The sequence below is a fragment of the Paracoccus sp. NSM genome, assembly GCF_052379855.1.
Lineage (GTDB): Bacteria > Pseudomonadota > Alphaproteobacteria > Rhodobacterales > Rhodobacteraceae > Paracoccus.
Genome location: NZ_JBQTCG010000002.1, coordinates 537,879 through 558,252 on the forward strand (window position 1 = coordinate 537,879; position 20,374 = coordinate 558,252).

Consider the following 20,374-nt stretch of genomic DNA (forward strand, 5'->3'; position numbering starts at 1 on the left):
GCGCGGCTCATGGCATCAGAAGCGCAGGACGTAGGACAGGCCCATCGCCACCGGGTCGATCCGCACTTCGCCCAGATCGTTGCCGTTCAGGCGCAGTTCGGGTTGCAGGTCCAGCCAGCGAATCTCGGTCCGGATCGCGCCGCGTGGGCCGACCGCGACATCCAGTCCGGCCTGAAGCGCCAGACCCCATTCGTCGGACAGTTCCAGCGCCGCCCCCTCCAGCAGGCCCGCCCCCTGCGCGCGGGAAAACCGCACATGCGCCAGACCGATCCCGGCAAAGGGCGTCAGGCGTTCGCTCAGCGGGTGGTGATATTGCAGCGACAGGATCGTGGGGCTTTGACGGAAGCTGCCGATCGTGCCGCGACCCTCCAGCTGGATCTGGTGGCGGAAGGGCGCCGACAGCATGAGTTCCGCGCCCAGCCGGTCGGTCAGCGCATGGCCGATCGTGACGACGGGCCGCGTATCGGCGTCGATGTCCAGCGTCGCACCGATCACGGTGCCGTTCCCTGCGGGCGGCTCGATCCGGCCCAGACCCAGCCCGAGCGTCCAGTCGCCCGCCTGCCGCGCATCGGCCTGACCGGCCAGCATCAGCGCGGCCATCGCCGCCATCATCACCATCTTCATCATGACCATCTCCGGCGCGGCAACCTATCGTCCCCGATCTGTCGGCATCCTCCGCAGGACCGCGCCGAAATCAAGTCCGGAACGCGCGCCGCAAGCCCGCCGCGCGCGATCCCGTCCCATCTGTTGCAAAAGGCCCGCCCATGAAGCTGAGATCCGCTGCCCTGACCAGTTCGGACGCCTATCGCGCCAACCGCGCGGCGCATCTTGAGATGCTGGCCACCATAAGCGAGGCCGCAGAAGCCGCCGCCGCCGGGGGCGGTGCGCGGGCGCTGGAACGTCATGTGAGCCGAGGCAAGATGCCCCCGCGCGAGCGGGTCGCGAACCTTCTGGACCCGGGCAGCCCCTTTCTGGAAATCGGCGCGACGGCGGCGCATGGCATGTATGACGGCGCCGCCCCCTGCGCGGGCGTCATCGCGGGCGTGGGCCGCATCCACGGGCAGGACGTGATGGTCGTGGCCAATGATGCGACCGTCAAGGGCGGCACCTATTACCCGATGACGGTGAAAAAGCACCTGCGCGCGCAGGAAATCGCCGAGGAATGCCACCTGCCTTGCCTTTATCTGGTCGATAGCGGCGGCGCGAACCTGCCCAATCAGGACGAGGTCTTTCCCGACCGCGACCATTTCGGGCGCATCTTCTACAATCAGGCCCGGATGAGCGCCAAGGGCATCCCCCAGATCGCCGTCGTGATGGGGTCCTGCACGGCAGGCGGCGCCTATGTCCCCGCCATGTCCGATGTGACGATCATCGTGAAGGGGCAGGGGACGATCTTTCTGGCCGGTCCCCCCCTGGTCAAGGCCGCGACGGGCGAGGTCGTCACCGCCGAGGATCTGGGCGGCGGCGATGTCCATACCCGCCTGTCGGGCGTGGCCGATTACCTGGCCGAGGATGACGCCCATGCGCTGGCGATGGCGCGTCGCGCCGTCAGCCATCTGAACCGCCGCCGCCCCGAGACCGTACTGTGGCAATCGCCCGAGGCGCCTGCCTATGACCCCGACGAGATCCTGGGCGTCGTCCCTGCCGATCTTCGGACGCCCTATGACATCCGCGAGGTCATCGCGCGGGTCGTGGACGGCTCTCGGCTGGACGAGTTCAAGGCGCGCTTCGGCGAGACGTTGGTGACGGGCTTTGCCCATATCGAGGGCTGCCCTGTCGGCATCGTCGCCAATAATGGCGTGCTGTTTTCCGAGGCCGCGCAGAAAGGCGCGCATTTCATCGAGCTTTGCAGCCAGCGCGGTATCCCCCTGGTGTTCCTGCAAAACATCACCGGCTTCATGGTGGGTCGAAAATACGAGAACGAGGGCATTGCCCGCCACGGCGCCAAGATGGTGACGGCGGTGGCCACGACCTCGGTGCCGAAGATCACCATGCTGGTGGGCGGCAGCTTCGGCGCGGGCAATTACGGCATGGCGGGGCGCGCCTATGGGCCGCGTTTCCTGTGGACCTGGCCCAACAGCCGCATCAGCGTGATGGGCGGCGAGCAGGCGGCGGGGGTTCTGGCGACCGTGCGCCGCGACGGGATCGAGCGTGCAGGCGGCCAGTGGTCGCCCGAGGAGGAGGCCGAGTTCAAGCGCCCGACCATCGAGATGTTCGAGCGCCAGAGCCACCCGCTCTATGCCTCGGCGCGGCTTTGGGATGACGGGATCGTGGACCCGCGCAAGACCCGCGAGGTTCTGGCCCTGTCGCTGCGGGCCAGCCTGAATGCGCCGGTGGAACCGACGCGCTTTGGCCTCTTCCGGATGTGAGGGGGGCGGGGGCGGGATGCCTCCGGCGGGGATATTTGGATGAAGAAGAAGGAAAGGGCGCGCGGATGTTCGACAAGATCCTGATCGCGAACCGGGGCGAGATCGCCTGCCGCGTGATCGATACCTGCCGTCGCTTGGGCGTGGCGACGGTGGCGGTGTTTTCGGATGCCGACCGCGAGGCGCGGCATGTGTTCATGGCCGACGAGGCCGTCGGGCTGGGGGGCGCGGCGCCCGCCGACAGCTATCTGCGCGGCGATGCGATCATCGCCGCCGCGCGGGCGACGGGCGCGCAGGCGATCCATCCGGGCTATGGGTTCCTGTCCGAGAACCCCGATTTCGTGGATGCGGTCGAGGCGGCAGGGCTGGTCTTTGTCGGTCCCTCGGCGGCCGCGATCCGCGCGATGGGGTTGAAGGATGCAGCCAAGGCACTGATGGAGAAGGCGGGCGTGCCGGTCGTGCCGGGCTATCACGGTGCCGATCAGTCGGTGGAGAGGCTCGCCGCCGAGGCTGACCGGATCGGCTATCCGGTGCTGATCAAGGCAGTCGCCGGGGGCGGGGGCAAGGGGATGCGCCTGGTCGAGGACCCGGCGCGGTTCCCGCAGGCGCTGGAGAGCGCGCGCTCCGAGGCTCTGGGCGCCTTTGGCAACCCCGACGTGCTGGTCGAGAAATATGTCCTGCAACCCCGCCATATCGAGGTGCAGGTCTTTGGCGACGGCCGCCGCGCCGTTCACCTGTTCGAGCGTGACTGTTCCCTGCAGCGCCGCCACCAGAAGGTGATCGAGGAGGCCCCGGCCCCCGGCATGACCGCCGAGATGCGCGCGGCGATGGGCGAGGCCGCCGTGCGCGCCGCCGAGGCGATCGGCTATTCCGGCGCGGGCACGATCGAGTTCATCGTGGATGGCAGCCGGGGCCTGCGCCCTGACGGGTTCTGGTTCATGGAGATGAATACCCGCCTTCAGGTCGAGCATCCCGTGACCGAGGCGATCACCGGGATCGATCTGGTCGAATGGCAGCTGCGCGTCGCCTCGGGCGAGGGTTTGCCCGCGCGGCAGGAGGACATCACCATTACCGGCCATGCCTTCGAGGCGCGGCTTTATGCCGAGGATGTGCCTGCAGGCTTCCTGCCCGCGACCGGCAGGCTGGCGCATCTGGCCTTTCCCGACGGCGCACGGATCGAGACCGGCGTGCGCGCGGGCGACCGGATCAGCCCCTGGTATGATCCGATGATCGCCAAGGTGATCACCCATGGCGCGACCCGTGCCATCGCGCTGCGTTCGCTGGAGCGCGCGCTTGGCCGGACCGAGGTTGCGGGTTCGGTGACGAACCTTGATTTCCTGGTCGCTCTGGCGCGGCATGAGGGCTTTGGCCGGGGCGAGGTCGATACCGGGCTTATCGCGCGGGATATGGACGCGTTGCTGGCCGAGGCCCGGCCCGATGACGCGGCGCTGGCCCTTGGGGTGATCGGGCTTGCCGTGCTGGATGATCCGCAGGTGCGGGGCGGCATGGTCCTCTGGCAGCCCCTGCGCCGCAGCATCGAGTGGCAGGGTGGCAGCGCCGTCCTCGAGGTGCTGGGTCCGGGGTCGGCGCGCGTCACGATGGCCTCTGGCGCGCACGAGGTTCGCTGGCAGGGCGGGCGCTGGTGGATCGATGACCAGCCCCATCCGGGCCGTGTCGTCCGCCATGATGCGGGTGTCAGCGTCTTTGGCTCGGGCAGGCTGAATCTGGTGGCGCTTGATCCGCTGGAGCGGGCGGGCGCGGACGCCGGTGGCGAGGCGCTGACGCGCGCCCCGATGCCCGGCCTTCTGCGCGCCGTCGATGTGGTGGCGGGCCAGTCCGTGCAGGCGGGCGACCGTCTGGCCGTGCTGGAGGCCATGAAGATGGAACACAGCCTGACCGCCAGCCGCGACGGCGTCGTGGCCGAGGTTCTGGCCCGGCCCGGCGATCAGGTCGAGGCGGGCGCCCCCCTGATCCGGCTGGAGGAGACCCCGGAATGATCCGTCTGCACCATATCCCCGGCTCGCGCTCGATGCGGGTCCTGTGGCTTCTGGAAGAACTGGGCCTGCCCTATGAACTGCGCCAGTGGTCGCTGACCGATGGCGGCATGCGCAGTCCGGAATTTCTGTCGTTGTCGCCCGCAGGCCGCGCCCCCGCGTTGGAGATCGACGGCCGCGCGATCTTTGAATCGGGCGCCATCGTCGAATACCTGACCGAACGCGAAGGGCGGCTGGCCCCGCGCCCCGGCGCGCCCGACCGGGCGGATTTCCTGGAATGGGTCCATTTCGCGGAAACCCAGGCGAATATCATCCAGGCGCTGAACATCCACCACATCTTTCTGCGCCCCGAAAGCGCGCGCTCGATCCCGCTGATGAAGCTGGACACGAAGCGGCTGGCCGTGACGGCGCGCGCGCTGGACCGCCACCTGACCGGGCGCGACACACTGCTGGCCACGTTCAGCGCCGCCGATTGCATGCTGGGCTTCAACATCGACGCGGTGTTCCGCTTCCTGCCGCGCGCCGATTACCCCGCGCTGGACGCCTATGGCCGCCGGATGATGGCGCGGCCGGCCTATCAGCGGGCCGAAGCTGCGGGCGGCGGCAGCCTGTTCTCGCGAGATTTCTACACGGTGCCCGATGCCTGAGGTCGAAATCTTCGAGATGGGCCCCCGAGACGGGCTGCAGAACGAAAAGCGCCTGATCCCCGCTGCCGAAAAGATCGCTCTGGTCGATCTGCTGTCGCAGGCGGGCTTTCGCCGGATCGAGGTGACGAGCTTCGTTCCCGCCAAATGGGTGCCGCAGATGGCCGACGCGGCCGAGGTTCTGGCGGGCATCACCCGAAGGCCCGGGATAAGCTATGCTGCGCTGACCCCGAACCTGCGCGGCTATCAGGCGGCGCGGGCGGCAGGCGCCGGCGAGGTGGCGATTTTCGCCAGCGCCTCGGAGGGGTTCAGCCGCGCCAATCTGAACGCGACCATCGCCGAAAGTCTGGAACGCTTCGCCCCCGTGGCCGAGGCGGCGCGCGCCGACGGGATGCCCCTCCGGGGCTATGTCAGCGTGGTGACTGATTGCCCCTTTGACGGCCCGACGCCGCCCGGGGCCGTTGCCCGCGTCGCGGCGGCCCTGCGCGACATGGGCTGCTACGAGGTCAGCCTTGGCGACACGATCGGGCAGGGCCGCCCCGAGACGATCGATGCCATGCTGGCCGCCGTTCTGAACGAACTGCCCCCCGAACGGCTGGCCGGCCATTATCACGACACGGCGGGCCGGGCGCTGGAGAATATCGACTCAAGCCTCGCGCGGGGCCTGCGGGTCTTTGACGCTGCCGTCGGTGGCCTCGGCGGCTGCCCCTATGCGCCCGGTGCCGCGGGCAATGTCGCGACCGAGGCCGTTGCGGCCCATCTCGAGGCGCGCGGTTTCCGCACCGGGCTGGACATGACGCTGCTGCGCCAGGCGGCCGCGATGGCCCGAGGCATGAGAAAGGAATGACGATGCAGACGATCCGCATCACCACCGACGCGCGCGGCGTGGCGACCCTGACGCTGGCGCGGCCCGACAAGCACAATGCCCTGTCGCGCCTGATGATGGACGAACTGACCGAGGCCGCAGCCACGCTCGGGGCCGACCCCGCCATCCGCGTCGTCGTTCTGGCGGCCGATGGCGCCAGCTTCTGCGCAGGCGGCGATCTGGGCTGGATGCGCGAGCAGATGCAGGCCGATGCCGAGACCCGGCGCGAGGGTGCACGGGCGCTGGCCGGGATGCTGTCGGCGCTGAACCTGCTGCCGAAACCGCTGATCGCGCGCGTCCACGGCAATGCCTTCGGTGGCGGCGTCGGCATGATGGCGGTCAGCGACATCGTGATCTGCTCTGACACCGCCCGCTTTGGCCTGACCGAGGTGCGGCTTGGCCTCATCCCGGCGACGATCGGCCCCTATGTGCTGGCCCGGATGGGCGAACCGGCGGCGCGGCGGGTTTTCTTCTCGGCCCGGCTCTTCGACGCGACCGAGGCGCAATCCCTCAACCTCGCCTCGCGCGTCGTCTCCCCCGACATGCTCGACGCCGCCATCGAGGCCGAGACCCAGCCCTTCCTCCAGGCCGCCCCCGGCGCCATCGCGGCGGCCAAGGCGCAATGCCGCGCGCTCGGCCCCCGCATCGACGCGGCGGTGATCGAGGACAGCATCGAACGCCTCGTCGCCGTCTGGCAGGGCAGCGAGGCTCCCGAAGGCATCGCCGCCTTCTTCGACCGACGCAAACCCTCCTGGCAATCCGACGCCTGACCCTTCTTCTTCACGCAAATATCCCGGGGGGAGCCGCGCGGCACGCGCGGCGGGGGGCTGGCCCCCCTTCACCCTCACCCCGACAGACTCAGCCGATCGGCAATGAAAAAGGCCCGCCGCTGATCCAGCGGCGGGCCCTTCTGAAAAAACCGGACAAACCCTGACGGATCACATGCCCTGATAGAGCGGGAAGCGCGCGCAGAGTTCGGACACTTCGGCGCGGACCTTGGCCTCGACCTCGCCATTGCCCTCTTCGCCATTGGCGGCCAGGCCGTCCACGACCTCGACGATCCAGCGGGCGATCTGGCGGAACTCGGCCTCGGCAAAGCCGCGCGTGGTGCCGGCGGGCGCGCCCAGACGGATGCCCGAGGTAACGAAGGGCTTCTCGGGATCGAACGGCACGCCGTTCTTGTTGCAGGTGATGTGCGCGCGGCCAAGGGCCGCCTCGGTCGCCTTGCCGGTCACGCCCTTGGGGCGCAGGTCGGCCAGGCACAGATGGTTGTCCGTGCCGCCCGAGACGATGTCGATGCCGCCCTTCATCAGCTCGTCGGCCATCGCGGCGGCGTTCTTCACCACCTGCTGGGCGTAAAGCTTGAACTCGGGGCGCAGCGCCTCGCCGAAGGCCACGGCCTTTGCGGCGATCACATGCATCAGCGGACCGCCCTGAAGGCCCGGGAAAACGGCGCTGTTCACCTTCTTCGCGATTTCAGCGTCGTTCGTCAGAATCAGGCCGCCGCGCGGGCCGCGCAGCGATTTGTGCGTGGTCGAGGTCACGACATGGGCATGAGGCACCGGCGAGGGATGCGCACCGCCCGCGACCAGACCCGCGATATGGGCCATGTCCACCATCAGATAAGCCCCGACCTCATCCGCGATCTTGCGGAAGGCGGCCCAATCCCAGGTCCGGCTATAGGCGGTGCCGCCCGCGATGATCAGCTTGGGCTTGTGCTGGCGCGCGCTCTCCGCGATCGCGTCCATGTCCAGCTGGTGATCCTGCTGGCGCACGCCATAGCTGACCACGTTGAACCACTTGCCCGACATGTTCACGGGCGATCCGTGGGTCAGGTGGCCGCCAGAATTCAGGTCGAGGCCCATGAAGGTGTCGCCCGGCTGCAACAGCGCCAGGAACACGGCCTGGTTCATCTGGCTGCCGCTGTTGGGCTGGACGTTGGCATATTCGCAGCCGAACAGTTCCTTGGCGCGTTCGATCGCCAGATTCTCGGCGATATCCACGAACTGGCAGCCGCCGTAATAGCGCTTGCCCGGATAGCCTTCGGCGTATTTGTTGGTCAGGACAGAGCCCTGCGCCTCCATCACGGCGCGGCTGACGATGTTTTCCGAGGCGATCAGCTCGATCTCGTCGCGCTGGCGACCCAGTTCCTGGGTGACGGCCTTGGCGATCTCGGGGTCACGGCTGGCCAGGGTTTCGGTGAAGAAACCGTTGTCGCGGGTGGGGGCGTTCATGTCTCTCGCGTCCTTTATGGCTCGGGCGGCTGCGGATTGGGGGCTTTTACCCCAAGCAGGCCCTTGCGGAAAGTGACAAAACGACCCGGTGCGCCCCTTGGGCGATGTGGCCGTCCGCTGTCTTTCGGGGGCTTGCCTTCCGGGGGCGGGGCAGGGATGCTGCCCGACGTCATCAGGGGGGACGGCATGACGCCTGCGATCCATTTCACCGCCAGCCATGCCGCGCCCGCGCAAGAGGCCTGGGCCACGCTGACCGCGCGCCACGGTCAGGCCGCGCTGGAGCGGGCCGATCTGGTGGTGGCGCTTGGCGGCGACGGCTTCATGCTGCAGACGCTGCACGCGACGCAGGGGCTGGGCCTGCCGGTCTATGGGATGAATCGCGGCACGGTGGGCTTTCTGATGAACGCCTATGCCGAGACCGGCCTGCCGGATCGTCTGGCCCAGGCTGAAGAAACGGTGATCAACCCCCTTCGGATGCAGGCCGATTGCACCGATGGCGGCCGCCATGAGGCCCTTGCCATCAACGAGGTCAGTCTGCTGCGCCAAGGCCCTCAGGCCGCCAAGCTGCGCATCCATGTGGATGGCCGCCTGCGGATGGAGGAACTGGTCTGCGATGGCGCGCTGGTGGCCACGCCTGCCGGGTCCACGGCCTATAACTACTCGGCCCATGGTCCGATCCTGCCCATCGGTTCCGAGGTCCTGGCCCTGACCGCCATCGCGCCCTTTCGTCCCCGACGCTGGCGCGGCGCGCTGCTGCCCAAGGCGGCGCAGGTCGAGGTCGAGGTGATCCACCCCGAACGCCGCCCGGTCATGGCCGACGCCGACAGCCGGTCCTTCCGCGACGTGATCCGGGTTCGCATCGGCTCTGCGACCGAGATCCGGCACCGGCTGCTGTTCGATCCCGGCCACGGCCTGGACGAACGCCTGCTGCGCGAGCAATTCGTCTGACGCGATCCGGCCCCGCCGGACAGGAAAAAACCCCGCCGGGCGAACCGGCGGGGTCTGATCCGTCAGGCTGTCGCGAAGGTCACTCGCGCTGGCCCATGAATTGCAGCAGGAACATGAACAGGTTCAGGAAATCCAGATACAGACGCAGCGCGCCCATGATCGCGGACTTGCCGATGAAATCCTGATCGGCCCCCTGGGCGGCCATCTCAAGATAGGTGTTCTTGATGTTCTGCGTGTCATAGGCGGTGAGGCCCGCGAAGATCAGCACGCCCAGAACCGAGATCGCGAACTGGATCGCCGGCGAGCCCAGGAAGATGTTCACGATCGAGGCGACGATCAGGCCGATCACGCCCATGATCAGGAAGCTGCCCCAGCCCGAAATGTCCTTTTTCGTGGTGTAGCCCCAGAGCGACAGGCCGGCAAAGGCGATGGCCGTCACAAGGAAGGTCTGCACGATGGAATAGGACGTGTAGACAAGGAAGATAGAGCTGATCGAAAGGCCCATCAGCGCGGCGAAGCCGTAAAAGACGCCGGTCGCGCCAGTGATCGACAGCCGGTTGATCGCCGCACCGAAGGCAAAGACCATAAGCAGCGGCGCGAACATGATCACCCAACGCAGCGGCGAGGTGTAGATCGCGGCGCCAAGCGCGGTCAGCTGCCCCTCGGGCGAGACCGCGGCATTGGCGATGCCGAAGGCTGCGACGGCAGTCACACCCATGCCGACCGCCATCAGCCCATAAACCTTGTTCATGTAGGCCCGCAGCCCTTCGTCGATCACAGCCTGACGCTGCCCGACGCCCTGCGCGGTACGGTAAGTGTTGTAGTCTGCCATCAACGACTCCCTCTCAAGACATGGGGTTTATCCCTGCGGGATATATTGTCCGAAACGGTCGGATTTTCAATGCCGCACAGGCGCTTCGGCCCGGCTGATCCCGAAAAATTCAACACGACGCCGGCCGTTTGGGCGGACGGAAACCTGTTGCCTCGACGCGCAAAACCGGCATCGTGATCCGGACCTCCGTGGCAGCCGCCTTGCTGCGGTTTTGATCAGGCAAAACGGCCCTGACGCGCAGAGGCCCAAGGTACCGCCATCCATACCTGTCTTTTTGGTCAGAAAGCGCCGCGTTAACCATGATGACACTCGAAAATTGCGCCGGGGTGAGTTAGTGCTTCCTTAGATTGAGTAAGGTGGTTGAAATGAAGCACGGTGTAGATGTTCATGTCGGCAAGCGCATCCGCCATCGCCGGTGGATGATCGGAATGACCCAGCAGCAGCTTGCGGACCGGGTCGGGATCAAGTTTCAGCAGATCCAGAAATACGAGACCGGGATGAACCGCGTCTCGGCCTCGCGTCTTTGGGACATCGCGCGCGCCGTGGATGTGCCGGTCAGCTTTTTCTTCGAGGGGCTTCAGGACGGCGCCGCCTCGGATTTCGTCGAGGGCGACATCTTCGCCGACAAGGAGGCGCTGCAACTGGTGCGTGCCTATTATGCCATGCCCGAGGCGCAGCGCCGTCAGATCTTTGAACTGGCGCGTGTCCTGTCGGACGCTGCCTGAACGCAGCCTGAACACGAGACCTGCACGAAAGCGCCCGCATCATGGCGCCTTTGTGTTACGGCGAGGTGACCGCCGACGAACATGGCTGGCCCCCTGCACCGCGCCGGGTTAAGTCTGTCGCGCCGGGACTGCGCCCTTGGGGATCGCGCCCCGGCTAGGACAGGCCGGAACGACAAAGCAGGGGGCGCGCATCATGGACAGCACCGAGATCAGGGCCGTGGCCCATGCCATGGCCGATGCCGCCCGGCAAGCAATCCTGCCCTTGTTCCGCCAGCCCGACCTCGCCTCGGACAACAAGCGCCCCGAGGGGTATGATCCCGTGACCCTGGCCGATCGCGCCGCCGAACGCGCCATGCGCGAGGTTCTGGCCCGCCGCCGCCCGCAGGATGCGATCCTGGGCGAGGAATACGGCGCGCAGGATGGCGAAAGCGGCCTGACCTGGGTGCTGGACCCGATCGACGGCACGCGCGCCTTTCTCTGCGGTGCGCCCTCATGGGGGGTGCTGATCGGGCTGACCGGCCCCGAGGGCGTGATCTATGGCCTGATCGACCAGCCCTATACCGGCGAACGGTTCGAGGGCGGTCTGGACCATGCGCTGATGCAGGGCCCGCATGGCCGCACCGCGCTGTCGGTGCGCCAGACGGCCAGCCTGCGCGAGGCGCGGCTGATGACGACCTTCCCCGAGATCGGCACCCCGGCCGAGGCCGCAGCCTTCGCGCGTGTCGCATCCCGGGTGCAACTGACCCGCTATGGTCTGGATTGCTACGCCTATGCGCTGCTGGCGATGGGGCAGGTCGATCTGGTGATCGAGGCGGGGCTGCAATCCTACGACATCGTGGCCCCGATCGCGGTGATCCGGGCCGCCGGGGGCATCGTGACCGACTGGCAGGGCGGCGATCCTGCCGGCGGCGGACAGGTCGTCGCCGCGGCCACCCCCGCGCTGCACCGCGCGGCGCTGGAGCTGCTCAACGCCGCGGCAGGCTGATCCGAAACCCCAGACAGGAGCGCATCATGGCAGAAGACCAGGGCCAAACCCTTGCGGCCGACCCAGAAGCCGAGCGCGAGGACGAGGATTTCGGCCCCAGCCGTGCCTGGCTGGCGCAGATCGACGCGGCCATCCAGCAGCCGGACCCCGACCTGCTGAACCGCCTGCTTGAGCCGATGCACGGCGCCGACATCGCCGACATCATCGAACGCCTGCCGCCCGCCCGCAGGCGCGCCTTCCTGGAGCTCTATTCCGGCGAGATCGACGGCGAGATCCTGTCCGAGATCGACGAATCCATCCGCGAGGAGGTCATCGACCTTCTGCCCCGCAGCGTTCTGGCCGAAGCCGTGCGCGAGATGGACAGCGACGATGTCGTGGACCTGATCGAGGATCTGGACGAGCCCGAACGCGCCCAGATCCTGGCCGCGCTGGACGAAAGCGACCGCGCCGCCGTTCAGCAATCGCTGGCCTATCCCGAATATTCGGCCGGCCGCCTGATGCAATCCGAGGTCGTGACCGCGCCCGAGCACTGGAATGTGGGCGAGACGATCGACTTCCTGCGCGCCGAGGATTGGCTGCCCGAGCAGTTCTATCACATCATCCTGGTCGATCCGCGTCGCCAGCCCATCGGCTATGTCACGCTTGGCCGCCTCTTGGCAGCCAAGCGCGACATCCCCCTGAAGGACCTGACCGAGGACAGTTTCCGCACGATCAGCGCCCTGGCCGAGGAATCGGACGTGGCCTATCTGTTCAACCAGTATCACCTGATTTCGGCCCCCGTCGTGGACGGGGCCGACCGGCTGGTCGGCGTCATCACCATCGACGACGCGATGGCCGTTCTGGACGAGGAACACGAAGAGGACATGCTGCGCCTTGCCGGTGTGAACGATGAAAGCCACGTCTCGGACGGGCCGGTCACGACGGCGCGCCAGCGGCTGCCCTGGCTGGTGGTGAACCTGTTCACGGCCTCGCTGTCGGCGGTGGTGATCAGCCGTTTCGAGGACACGATCACCGCGCTGGTCGCGCTGGCGGCGCTGATGCCGATTGTCGCCTCGACGGGGGGGATCGCGGGCACGCAATCGCTGGCCGTCGCGGTGCGCGCGCTGGCCACGCGTGACCTGAACCGCACGAACGCGCCGCGCGTGGTGCGGCGCGAATTGTTCGCGGGGATGTTGAACGGGATCGGCCTTGCGCTGATCCTGGGGCTGGCGGGCACGCTGATCTTCGGAGACGTCAGGCTGGGCGTCGTTCTGGGCCTTGCGATGGTCGTGAACCAGATCGTCGCGGCCCTTGGCGGGGTTCTGGTGCCGCTGACGCTGGACAAGCTGGGGCTGGACCCTGCGCTGGCCTCGGGGACGTTCGTCACGACCATGACCGACGTAATGGGCTTTTTCGCCTTTCTCGGGCTGGCGACCGTGATCCTGCTATGAGCATGGACCAGCGCGCGGCCAAGGCCGAACTGCGCCGCAGGGCGCTGGAGGCGCGGGCCTCGGGCGGCGACGCCGAGGCGCTGACGCGGCATCTTCGGGACGCGCTGTCGCCCTTTGCCGGGCAGGTTCTGGCAGGCTATTGGCCGATGCGCGACGAGGCCGACCCCCGCCCGGCGATGAGCGCGCATCGGGGGCCGGTCTGCCTGCCCGTGGTGGCGGGCCCGGCCCGGCCTCTGTCGTTCCGGCTGTGGCAGGGCGAGGCCTTGCAGCCCGGCCCGTGGGGCACCAGCCACCCTGCTGATTCGGCGCCCGAGATCCGGCCCGATATTCTGATCGTGCCGCTGGCGGGCTTTGACCCTGCGGGCAATCGGCTGGGCTATGGCGGCGGATTTTACGACCGGACGCTGGAAATGCTGCGTGAAACGGGGCCCGTCCGTGCGATCGGCCTTGCCTTTGCCTGCCAGCAGATCCCGAACATCCCTGCCGAAGCCTTTGATCAGCCGCTGGACCTGATCGTCACCGACCTTGGGCCTCTGCGCCCGACGCGCTGATTTCCGCCGGGCGTTGCAGCTTTGCATCAGCTGTGCACAACCTGGGGATGAACTGCTGGAAAGCCTGTGGAAAACTTTGGAAAGACACCGCTCAAGGCCCTGTTCTGAACACATTTTCAGCGCCACCCCCCGGCAAGGACAACCCGGCGTCCCCCGGATTGTGCGCGAATCTCGCCCCTTGGCGAGAGGGTGCCTGTCAATCGCCTGATCGCCCCGCGGCGCGAAAAATATCAGTTGAAATGCACCGGAACGCCCGGCAGTTTGTGGGCCGTAGATGATGCACCACAAGATCTGGTGAGCCCCGACAGGGCTGCCGGAACCTCATGAAAGCCGTATCAGACCGGGCGACGCCCGGCCGGGCCGCCTTGGCGGGTCGATGGTTTCGTGCCTTGGGCGCATCGGGCGGCTGAACAGGCAGGGACCGGACATGAAGATCGAACGGCGCTTCACCACCGCAGAAGGCGGGGCCTATGGCGGGATCGCCTTTGCCACGACCACCAGCGAGATCCGCAACCCCGATGGCTCGGTCGTCTTCCGCAACGACCGCGTCCAGGTCCCCGAGGGCTGGAGCCAGGTCGCAAGCGATGTCATCGCCCAGAAGTATTTCCGCAAGGCGGGTGTTCCCGCGCGGCTGAAACCGGTGCGCGAAAAGGGCGTTCCGGATTTCCTGTGGCGCCACGTCGCCGACGAGGCCGCCCTGGCCGACCTGCCCGAGGATCAGCGTTACGGAGGCGAGACCAGCGCCGCGCAGGTCTTCGACCGCATGGCCGGGGCCTGGGCCTATTGGGGCTGGAAGGGCGGCTATTTCTCGACCGAGGCCGACGCCCGCGCCTATCTGGACGAGATGCGCCACATGCTGGCCCGCCAGATGGGCGCGCCCAACAGCCCGCAATGGTTCAACACCGGCCTGCACTGGGCCTATGGCATCGACGGGCCGGGGCAGGGGCATTTCTATGTCGATCACAAGACCGGCAAGATGGTCCGCTCGGACAGCGCCTATGAGCACCCCCAGCCGCATGCCTGCTTCATCCAGTCGGTCAGCGACGATCTGGTGAACGAGGGCGGGATCATGGATCTCTGGGTCCGTGAAGCGCGGCTGTTCAAATATGGCAGCGGCACCGGCACGAACTTCTCGTCCCTGCGCGGCGAAGGGGAACGCCTGTCGGGCGGCGGCAAGTCCAGCGGCCTGATGGGCTTCCTGAAGATCGGCGACCGGGCGGCGGGCGCGATCAAGTCGGGCGGCACGACGCGGCGCGCGGCCAAGATGGTGATCTGCGACATGGATCACCCCGATATCGAGGCCTTCGTCAACTGGAAGGTCATCGAGGAACAGAAAGTCGCAAGCCTTGTCGCGGGCTCGAAACTGCATCAGCGCGAGTTGAACGCGATCTTCGCCGCCATCCGCGAGGGCGAGGGCGAGACCGACCCCGCCCTGAATCCCGCCCTGAAGGACGCGATCCGCAGCGCCAAGCGCGCGATGATCCCGGAAACCTATGTGAACCGCGTGCTGCAATATGCGCGGCAGGGTTTCGCCAGCATCGAGTTCCCGACCTACGACACGGATTGGGACAGCGAGGCCTATGTCAGCGTCTCGGGCCAGAACTCCAACAACTCGGTCCGCGTGACCGACGCCTTCCTGCGCGCCGTGCGCGAGGATGCCCCGTGGGAGCTGATCCGCCGCACCGACGGCAAGGTGGCGAAAACCGTCAGCGCGCGCGAGCTGTGGGACCAGATCGGCCATGCGGCATGGGCCTGCGCCGATCCGGGCATCCAGTTCCACGACACGGTGAACGCCTGGCATACCTGCCCCGAGGACGGGCCGATCCGCGGGTCGAACCCGTGCAGCGAATACATGTTCCTGGACGACACGGCCTGCAACCTGGCGTCGATGAACCTGCTGACCTTCTGGTCGGGCGAGGGTTTCGATGCGGGCGCCTATGTCCATGCCGTGCGGCTGTGGACCGTGACGCTGGAGATCAGCGTGCTGATGGCGCAATTCCCCAGCCGCGAGATCGCGCAGCGCAGCCATGATTTCCGCACGCTTGGGCTGGGTTACGCCAATATCGGCGGCCTGCTGATGAATATGGGGCTGGGCTATGACAGCGATCAGGGCCGCGCGCTTTGTGGGGCCTTGTCGGCGGTGATGACCGGCGTGGCCTATGCGACCAGCGCCGAGATGGCGGCCGAACTGGGCGCCTTCGCGGGTTATGCGCGCAACCGCGAGCATATGCTGCGCGTGATCCGCAACCACCGCGCCGCGGCCCATGGCACGGCCTGCGAGGGCGTGAACGTGGCCCCCGTGGCGCTGGACGCCGCCAACTGCCCCGATCGCCAGCTTGTCGCCCTGGCCCGCGAGGCCTGGGACGAGGCGCTGGCCCTGGGTCAGGCGCATGGCTACCGCAACGCGCAGACGACCGTGATCGCGCCCACCGGGACAATCGGACTGGTGATGGATTGCGACACGACCGGGATCGAGCCCGACTTCGCGCTGGTCAAGTTCAAGAAACTGGCGGGCGGCGGCTATTTCAAGATCATCAACCAGTCGGTTCCCGCCGCGCTGGAGACGCTTGGCTATTCCTCGGGCCAGATCGCCGAGATCGTGGCCCATGCGGTCGGCCACGGCACGCTTGGGAACTGCCCCGCCATCAACCACACCGCGCTGGCCGGCCACGGCTTCGGCCTGGCCGAGATCGAGAAAATCGAGGCCGCCTTGCCCTCGGCCTTCGACATCCGCTTCGTGTTCAACCAGTGGACGCTTGGCGAGGAATTCTGCCGGGGCACGCTTGGCATTCCCGCCGACAAGCTGTCCGATCCGGCCTTTGACCTGCTGCGCCATCTGGGCTTCACCCGCGCCCAGATCGAGGCTGCGAACGATCATGTCTGCGGCACCATGACGCTGGAGGGGGCGCCGCATCTGAAGGCGCAGCATCTGCCGGTCTTCGACTGCGCCAATGCCTGCGGCAAGAAGGGCAGCCGCTATCTGTCCGTCGAAAGCCATATCCGCATGATGGCCGCCGCCCAAAGCTTCATCTCGGGCGCGATCAGCAAGACGATCAACATGCCCGCGGCGGCGACCATCGCGGATGCGCTGGCGGCCTATGAACTCAGCCATTCTCTGGGGATCAAGGCCAACGCGCTTTACCGCGACGGCTCGAAGCTCAGCCAACCCTTGGCCAGCGCGCTGATCGAGGATGACGACGAGGCCGAAGAGATCCTGACCCAGGGCTCGGCCCGCGAAAAGGCCGCCGTTCTGGCCGAGAAGATCGTCGAGAAGGTCATCGTCCGCGAAATCGTCCGCAGCCACCGCGAGAAACTGCCGCAGCGCCGCAAGGGCTATACGCAAAAGGCCATCGTCGGCGGGCACAAGGTCTATCTTCGCACCGGCGAATATGACGACGGCAAGCTGGGCGAAATCTTCATCGACATGCACAAGGAAGGCGCGGGCTTCCGGGCGATGATGAACAACTTCGCCATCGCGGTGTCGGTCGGTCTGCAATACGGCGTCCCGCTGGAGGAATTCGTGGATGCCTTCACCTTCACCCGCTTTGAACCGGCGGGGATGGTGCAGGGCAATGACAGCATCAAGAACGCGACCTCGATCCTTGACTATGTCTTCCGCGAACTGGCCGTCAGCTATCTGGACCGGACCGATCTGGCCCATGTGAAGCCCGAGGGCGCGCGGTTCGACGATATCGGCGGCGGCGAGGCCGAGGCCGCCAATGTCACCCCGGTCAGCGACCAGACCGAGCTGAAATCGCTGACCATGCTCAAGCAGATCAGCAGCGCGGGCTATCTGCGCAAGCGCCTGCCGCAGGATCTGATGGTCCTGCAGACCAGCAGCCTCGCGCAAAGCGCCACGCTGGAAGGCCCCGCCATCGACGCCCGCGCCCGCGCGCGGATGCAGGGATACGAGGGCGATCCCTGCGGCGAATGCGGCAATTACACGCTGGTGCGCAACGGCACCTGCATGAAGTGCAACACCTGCGGCGGCACCAGCGGCTGCAGTTGATCGAGACACCGTCCCCGGCGACGGGGGCGGGGTGGCAGGCGGGATCGTCGCAGCAGAAAGCGCGCATCAAGACGCGGACCGAACTGGCCCGCCTCCTTCGGGGGGCGGGTTCTTTGTCGCGTCCGGCCGGGCTTCACCAGCGGGCGGAATGCGGCTAGAAGGTCGGGAACGATCCTGCCCGACCCTACCTGATGACAATCCAAAAGGCGCATCCCATGGCCGACGACCTGCCCAACAGCTTCATGCATGGCCCCGACGAACAGGGCCGCTTCGGCATCTATGGCGGCCGTTTCGTGTCGGAAACGCTGATGCCGCTGATCCTTGACCTTCAGGCGGAATATGAACGCGCCAAGACCGACCCGTCCTTCTGGGCGCAGATGGACGATCTGTGGACGCATTATGTTGGCCGTCCCTCGCCTTTGTATTTCTCGGAGCGGCTGACCCAGTATCTGGGCGGCGCCAAGATCTACATGAAGCGCGACGAGCTGAACCATACCGGCGCGCACAAGATCAACAACGTGCTGGGCCAGATCCTTCTGGCGATGCGGATGGGCAAGACCCGCATCATCGCGGAAACCGGCGCGGGCCAGCATGGCGTGGCCACCGCCACGGTCTGCGCGCGGTTCGGGCTGAAATGCGTGGTCTATATGGGCGCCCATGACGTGGAACGTCAGGCACCCAACGTCTTTCGCATGCGCCTGCTGGGGGCCGAGGTCGTGCCCGTCACCAGCGGTCGCGGCACGCTGAAGGACGCGATGAACGACGCGCTGCGCGACTGGGTGACGAATGTGCGCGACACGTTCTATTGCATCGGCACAGTGGCGGGTCCGCATCCCTATCCGGCGATGGTGCGCGATTTCCAGTCGATCATCGGCAAGGAGGTCCGCGAGCAGATCATGGCGCGCGAGGGGCGTCTGCCCGACACGCTGGTTGCGGCGATCGGCGGCGGCTCGAACGCGATGGGGCTGTTCTATCCCTTCCTCGACGATCCGGCCGTCGGCATCATCGGGGTCGAGGCCGGGGGCCGCGGCGTCGATGACCGGATGGAGCATTGCGCCAGCCTGTCGGGCGGCCGCGCGGGTGTCCTGCACGGGAACCGCACCTATCTGTTGCAGGATGATGACGGCCAGATCCTCGAAGGCCATTCGATCAGCGCGGGTCTGGATTATCCCGGCATCGGGCCGGAACATGCCTGGCTCAAGGATGTGGGCCGCGCGGAATATGTCAGCATCACCGATGACGAGGCCCTGGCCGCGTTCCAGCTGTGCTGCGCGCAAGAGGGGATCATCCCCGCGCTGGAGCCCAGCCATGCCCTGGCCCATGTCATCAAGATCGCGCCGACGCTGCCCGCCGACCATCTGATCGTGATGAACATGTGCGGGCGTGGCGACAAGGACATCTTCACCGTCGCCAAGCATCTGGGCCACGATATCCGCACCTGACGCGGCTGCGCGGGCGGCGACGGGCCGCCCGCGCAGCCGTTCAGCGGCCCAGAAGCACGATGTTCAGGTCGGATTCCAGATGCGGCATCGGCAGGATGATCCGGGCCATGCCGCCATCCACGACCTCGACCCGGCCGATCTCGGGCATGAACTGAGGGGTTGCGGTCGGGTCGATCTCGGGCGGCAGGTCGGCGTAATCGGGCGGGGTCGCGCCCGCGACGAAGGCGGTGCCGAGATAGGTCACCTCGCCATCAACCAGCCCGATCCGGCCTAGCATCCGCTGCGATCCGGTCAGCTTCTCGAAACGCCCATCCGCGCCGACCCGGCAGCGGAACGGCTGATAGGCGACCAGAGGCAAGCCGCCGCCCAGTTTCAGGACGCGGCAGGACCAGTCGCCTTCCAGCATCGACGCGGCGCCCGAGGGCGGCAGCGGCTCGCCCGCAAGGCCCGCGACCAGCACGCCGACATCGCCCCCGTCGCCAGCCGCCAGCGCGCCCATCAGCGCCCGGCCTGCAGTTTCGTCGAAAAGCTCCAGCCGGGCGCGGTCGTCGGGGCGGACCTCGTCCGACAAGTCGGCCAGTTCGATTGCATGGGCGGGCAGGGCACACAGAAGCGCGGCAGTGGCCAACGCGGCCAGATCAGGTTTCTTCATTGACGGCGTGACTTTGCAACAATTCCAGCGGCAGGATGTCCAGCGCGCGGCGATGGGTCGATTCCAGCACCACCCTGGGGGCCGCGAATTCCTGCGCCGCCTGAAGGAAGCGCGAGGCGCAGAGGCACCAGCGATCCCCCGGTTTCAGCCCCGGAAAGCCGTATTCGGGGCGCGGCGTCGACAGATCGTTGCCCAGATAGGCCGACATGGCCAGAAACTCGGCCGTCACGATCACGCAGACCGTGTGGCTGCCCCGATCATCCGGGCCGGTATCGCAGCACCCGTTGCGATAAAACCCCGTCATCGGTGCGGTCGAGCAGGGCTGCAACCTGCCGCCCAGGACATTGATCGACGCTTCCATCACCCCTCCTGCATGTTGAGGGCAGCTTAGCCAAAGGGGCAGGGCAGGCCAAGAAAAAGCGAAGCTGCCCGCGAAGCTGTGAGGCGGACATGGAAAAGGGGCCGAAAGGCCCCTTTGAGAAACGCGCGGCTGGCGGCCTGTCAGGCGGCGCGGCGGGCGTCGAGTTCGCTGACGATCACGCGCGGGGCTTCCTCGCGGGTGAAATAGCCATACATCTGGTCGAGGGCGGCCTCGGCGTCGGCCGCGCGCTTGCGATCCGCGATGCTGGTGGTCTTGCTGTCAGGCTTCGACATGGTTCGTCTCCGGGTTCGGGTCTTCCCTCCCATGCCGTCCAGA

At 67.1% G+C, this 20,374-nt stretch carries 18 protein-coding genes; 12 read left to right on the forward strand and 6 right to left on the reverse strand.

The window, feature by feature from the left end; genetic code table 11:
• Positions 1–15 precede the first annotated feature (15 nt).
• Positions 16–627: an OmpW/AlkL family protein gene (locus ACTZWU_RS05755; protein WP_444736389.1), complete on the reverse strand. Its 612-nt coding sequence runs from the start codon at positions 625–627 to the stop codon at positions 16–18.
• A 137-nt stretch (positions 628–764) separates the two neighbouring features.
• Here ACTZWU_RS05755 and ACTZWU_RS05760 point away from each other — a divergent pair, with 137 nt between their 5' ends.
• The 5 genes from ACTZWU_RS05760 (at position 765) to ACTZWU_RS05780 (ending at position 6,639) form a co-directional block, all read left to right on the forward strand.
• The gene (locus ACTZWU_RS05760; RefSeq protein ID WP_444736390.1) at positions 765–2,369 is read left to right on the forward strand and encodes a carboxyl transferase domain-containing protein; all 1,605 of its coding nucleotides are present in this window, start codon (positions 765–767) and stop codon (positions 2,367–2,369) included.
• A gap of 65 nt (positions 2,370–2,434) precedes the next feature.
• A complete protein-coding gene (locus tag ACTZWU_RS05765) occupies positions 2,435–4,363 on the forward strand; it encodes an ATP-binding protein (RefSeq protein ID WP_444736391.1) in 1,929 nt (642 codons plus the stop codon).
• On the forward strand, positions 4,360–5,007 hold the full coding sequence (locus tag ACTZWU_RS05770; protein WP_444736392.1) for a glutathione S-transferase family protein: 648 nt from the start codon (positions 4,360–4,362) through the stop codon (positions 5,005–5,007). Before ACTZWU_RS05765 ends, ACTZWU_RS05770 begins: the two co-directional genes overlap by 4 nt.
• On the forward strand, positions 5,000–5,851 hold the full coding sequence (locus ACTZWU_RS05775) for a hydroxymethylglutaryl-CoA lyase (protein WP_444736393.1): 852 nt from the start codon (positions 5,000–5,002) through the stop codon (positions 5,849–5,851). The genes ACTZWU_RS05770 and ACTZWU_RS05775 overlap by 8 nt, the downstream gene beginning before the upstream one ends.
• Positions 5,852–5,853: 2 nt before the next feature.
• Entirely contained in the window at positions 5,854–6,639 is a 786-nt protein-coding gene (locus tag ACTZWU_RS05780; RefSeq protein WP_444736394.1) for a crotonase/enoyl-CoA hydratase family protein, read from the forward strand.
• 168 nt (positions 6,640–6,807) lie between these two features.
• Here ACTZWU_RS05780 and glyA read toward each other — a convergent pair whose 3' ends face one another.
• Positions 6,808–8,103 (reverse strand): serine hydroxymethyltransferase, encoded by a 1,296-nt coding sequence (glyA, locus tag ACTZWU_RS05785; RefSeq protein WP_444736395.1) that lies wholly within the window; start codon positions 8,101–8,103, stop codon positions 6,808–6,810.
• Positions 8,104–8,289: 186 nt separating this feature from the next.
• Here glyA and ACTZWU_RS05790 point away from each other — a divergent pair, with 186 nt between their 5' ends.
• On the forward strand, positions 8,290–9,051 hold the full coding sequence (locus ACTZWU_RS05790; protein WP_444736396.1) for an NAD kinase: 762 nt from the start codon (positions 8,290–8,292) through the stop codon (positions 9,049–9,051).
• A 79-nt stretch (positions 9,052–9,130) separates the two neighbouring features.
• Here ACTZWU_RS05790 and ACTZWU_RS05795 read toward each other — a convergent pair whose 3' ends face one another.
• Entirely contained in the window at positions 9,131–9,883 is a 753-nt protein-coding gene (locus ACTZWU_RS05795) for a Bax inhibitor-1/YccA family protein (RefSeq protein ID WP_444736397.1), read from the reverse strand.
• Between the two features lie 365 nt (positions 9,884–10,248).
• Between ACTZWU_RS05795 and ACTZWU_RS05800 the strand changes: the two genes are divergently transcribed.
• The 6 genes from ACTZWU_RS05800 (at position 10,249) to trpB (ending at position 19,025) form a co-directional block, all read left to right on the forward strand.
• Positions 10,249–10,608, forward strand: coding sequence for a helix-turn-helix domain-containing protein (locus ACTZWU_RS05800; RefSeq protein WP_304616170.1), 360 nt, complete (start codon positions 10,249–10,251; stop codon positions 10,606–10,608).
• A 193-nt stretch (positions 10,609–10,801) separates the two neighbouring features.
• The gene (gene hisN, locus ACTZWU_RS05805) at positions 10,802–11,593 is read left to right on the forward strand and encodes a histidinol-phosphatase (protein ID WP_444736398.1); all 792 of its coding nucleotides are present in this window, start codon (positions 10,802–10,804) and stop codon (positions 11,591–11,593) included.
• A gap of 26 nt (positions 11,594–11,619) precedes the next feature.
• Complete coding sequence (gene mgtE, locus ACTZWU_RS05810; protein WP_444736399.1) at positions 11,620–13,023, forward strand: magnesium transporter; 1,404 nt, start codon at positions 11,620–11,622, stop codon at positions 13,021–13,023.
• Positions 13,024–13,025: 2 nt separating this feature from the next.
• Positions 13,026–13,574, forward strand: coding sequence for a 5-formyltetrahydrofolate cyclo-ligase (locus tag ACTZWU_RS05815; protein WP_444736434.1), 549 nt, complete (start codon positions 13,026–13,028; stop codon positions 13,572–13,574).
• Positions 13,575–14,001: 427 nt separating this feature from the next.
• Entirely contained in the window at positions 14,002–17,583 is a 3,582-nt protein-coding gene (locus ACTZWU_RS05820) for a vitamin B12-dependent ribonucleotide reductase (protein ID WP_444736400.1), read from the forward strand.
• Between the two features lie 215 nt (positions 17,584–17,798).
• Positions 17,799–19,025, forward strand: a complete 1,227-nt coding sequence (gene trpB / locus ACTZWU_RS05825; protein ID WP_444736401.1) for a tryptophan synthase subunit beta — start codon at positions 17,799–17,801, stop codon at positions 19,023–19,025.
• A 40-nt stretch (positions 19,026–19,065) separates the two neighbouring features.
• On the opposite strand, the gene ACTZWU_RS05830 is transcribed toward trpB, so the two are convergent.
• From ACTZWU_RS05830 to ACTZWU_RS05840, 3 genes are all read right to left on the reverse strand, one after another.
• On the reverse strand, positions 19,066–19,677 hold the full coding sequence (locus tag ACTZWU_RS05830) for a DUF4893 domain-containing protein (protein WP_444736402.1): 612 nt from the start codon (positions 19,675–19,677) through the stop codon (positions 19,066–19,068).
• Entirely contained in the window at positions 19,664–20,038 is a 375-nt protein-coding gene (locus ACTZWU_RS05835; RefSeq protein ID WP_444736403.1) for a DUF2237 family protein, read from the reverse strand. The genes ACTZWU_RS05830 and ACTZWU_RS05835 overlap by 14 nt, the downstream gene beginning before the upstream one ends.
• 140 nt (positions 20,039–20,178) lie before the next feature.
• Entirely contained in the window at positions 20,179–20,331 is a 153-nt protein-coding gene (locus ACTZWU_RS05840; RefSeq protein WP_444736404.1) for a hypothetical protein, read from the reverse strand.
• Positions 20,332–20,374 lie beyond the last annotated feature (43 nt).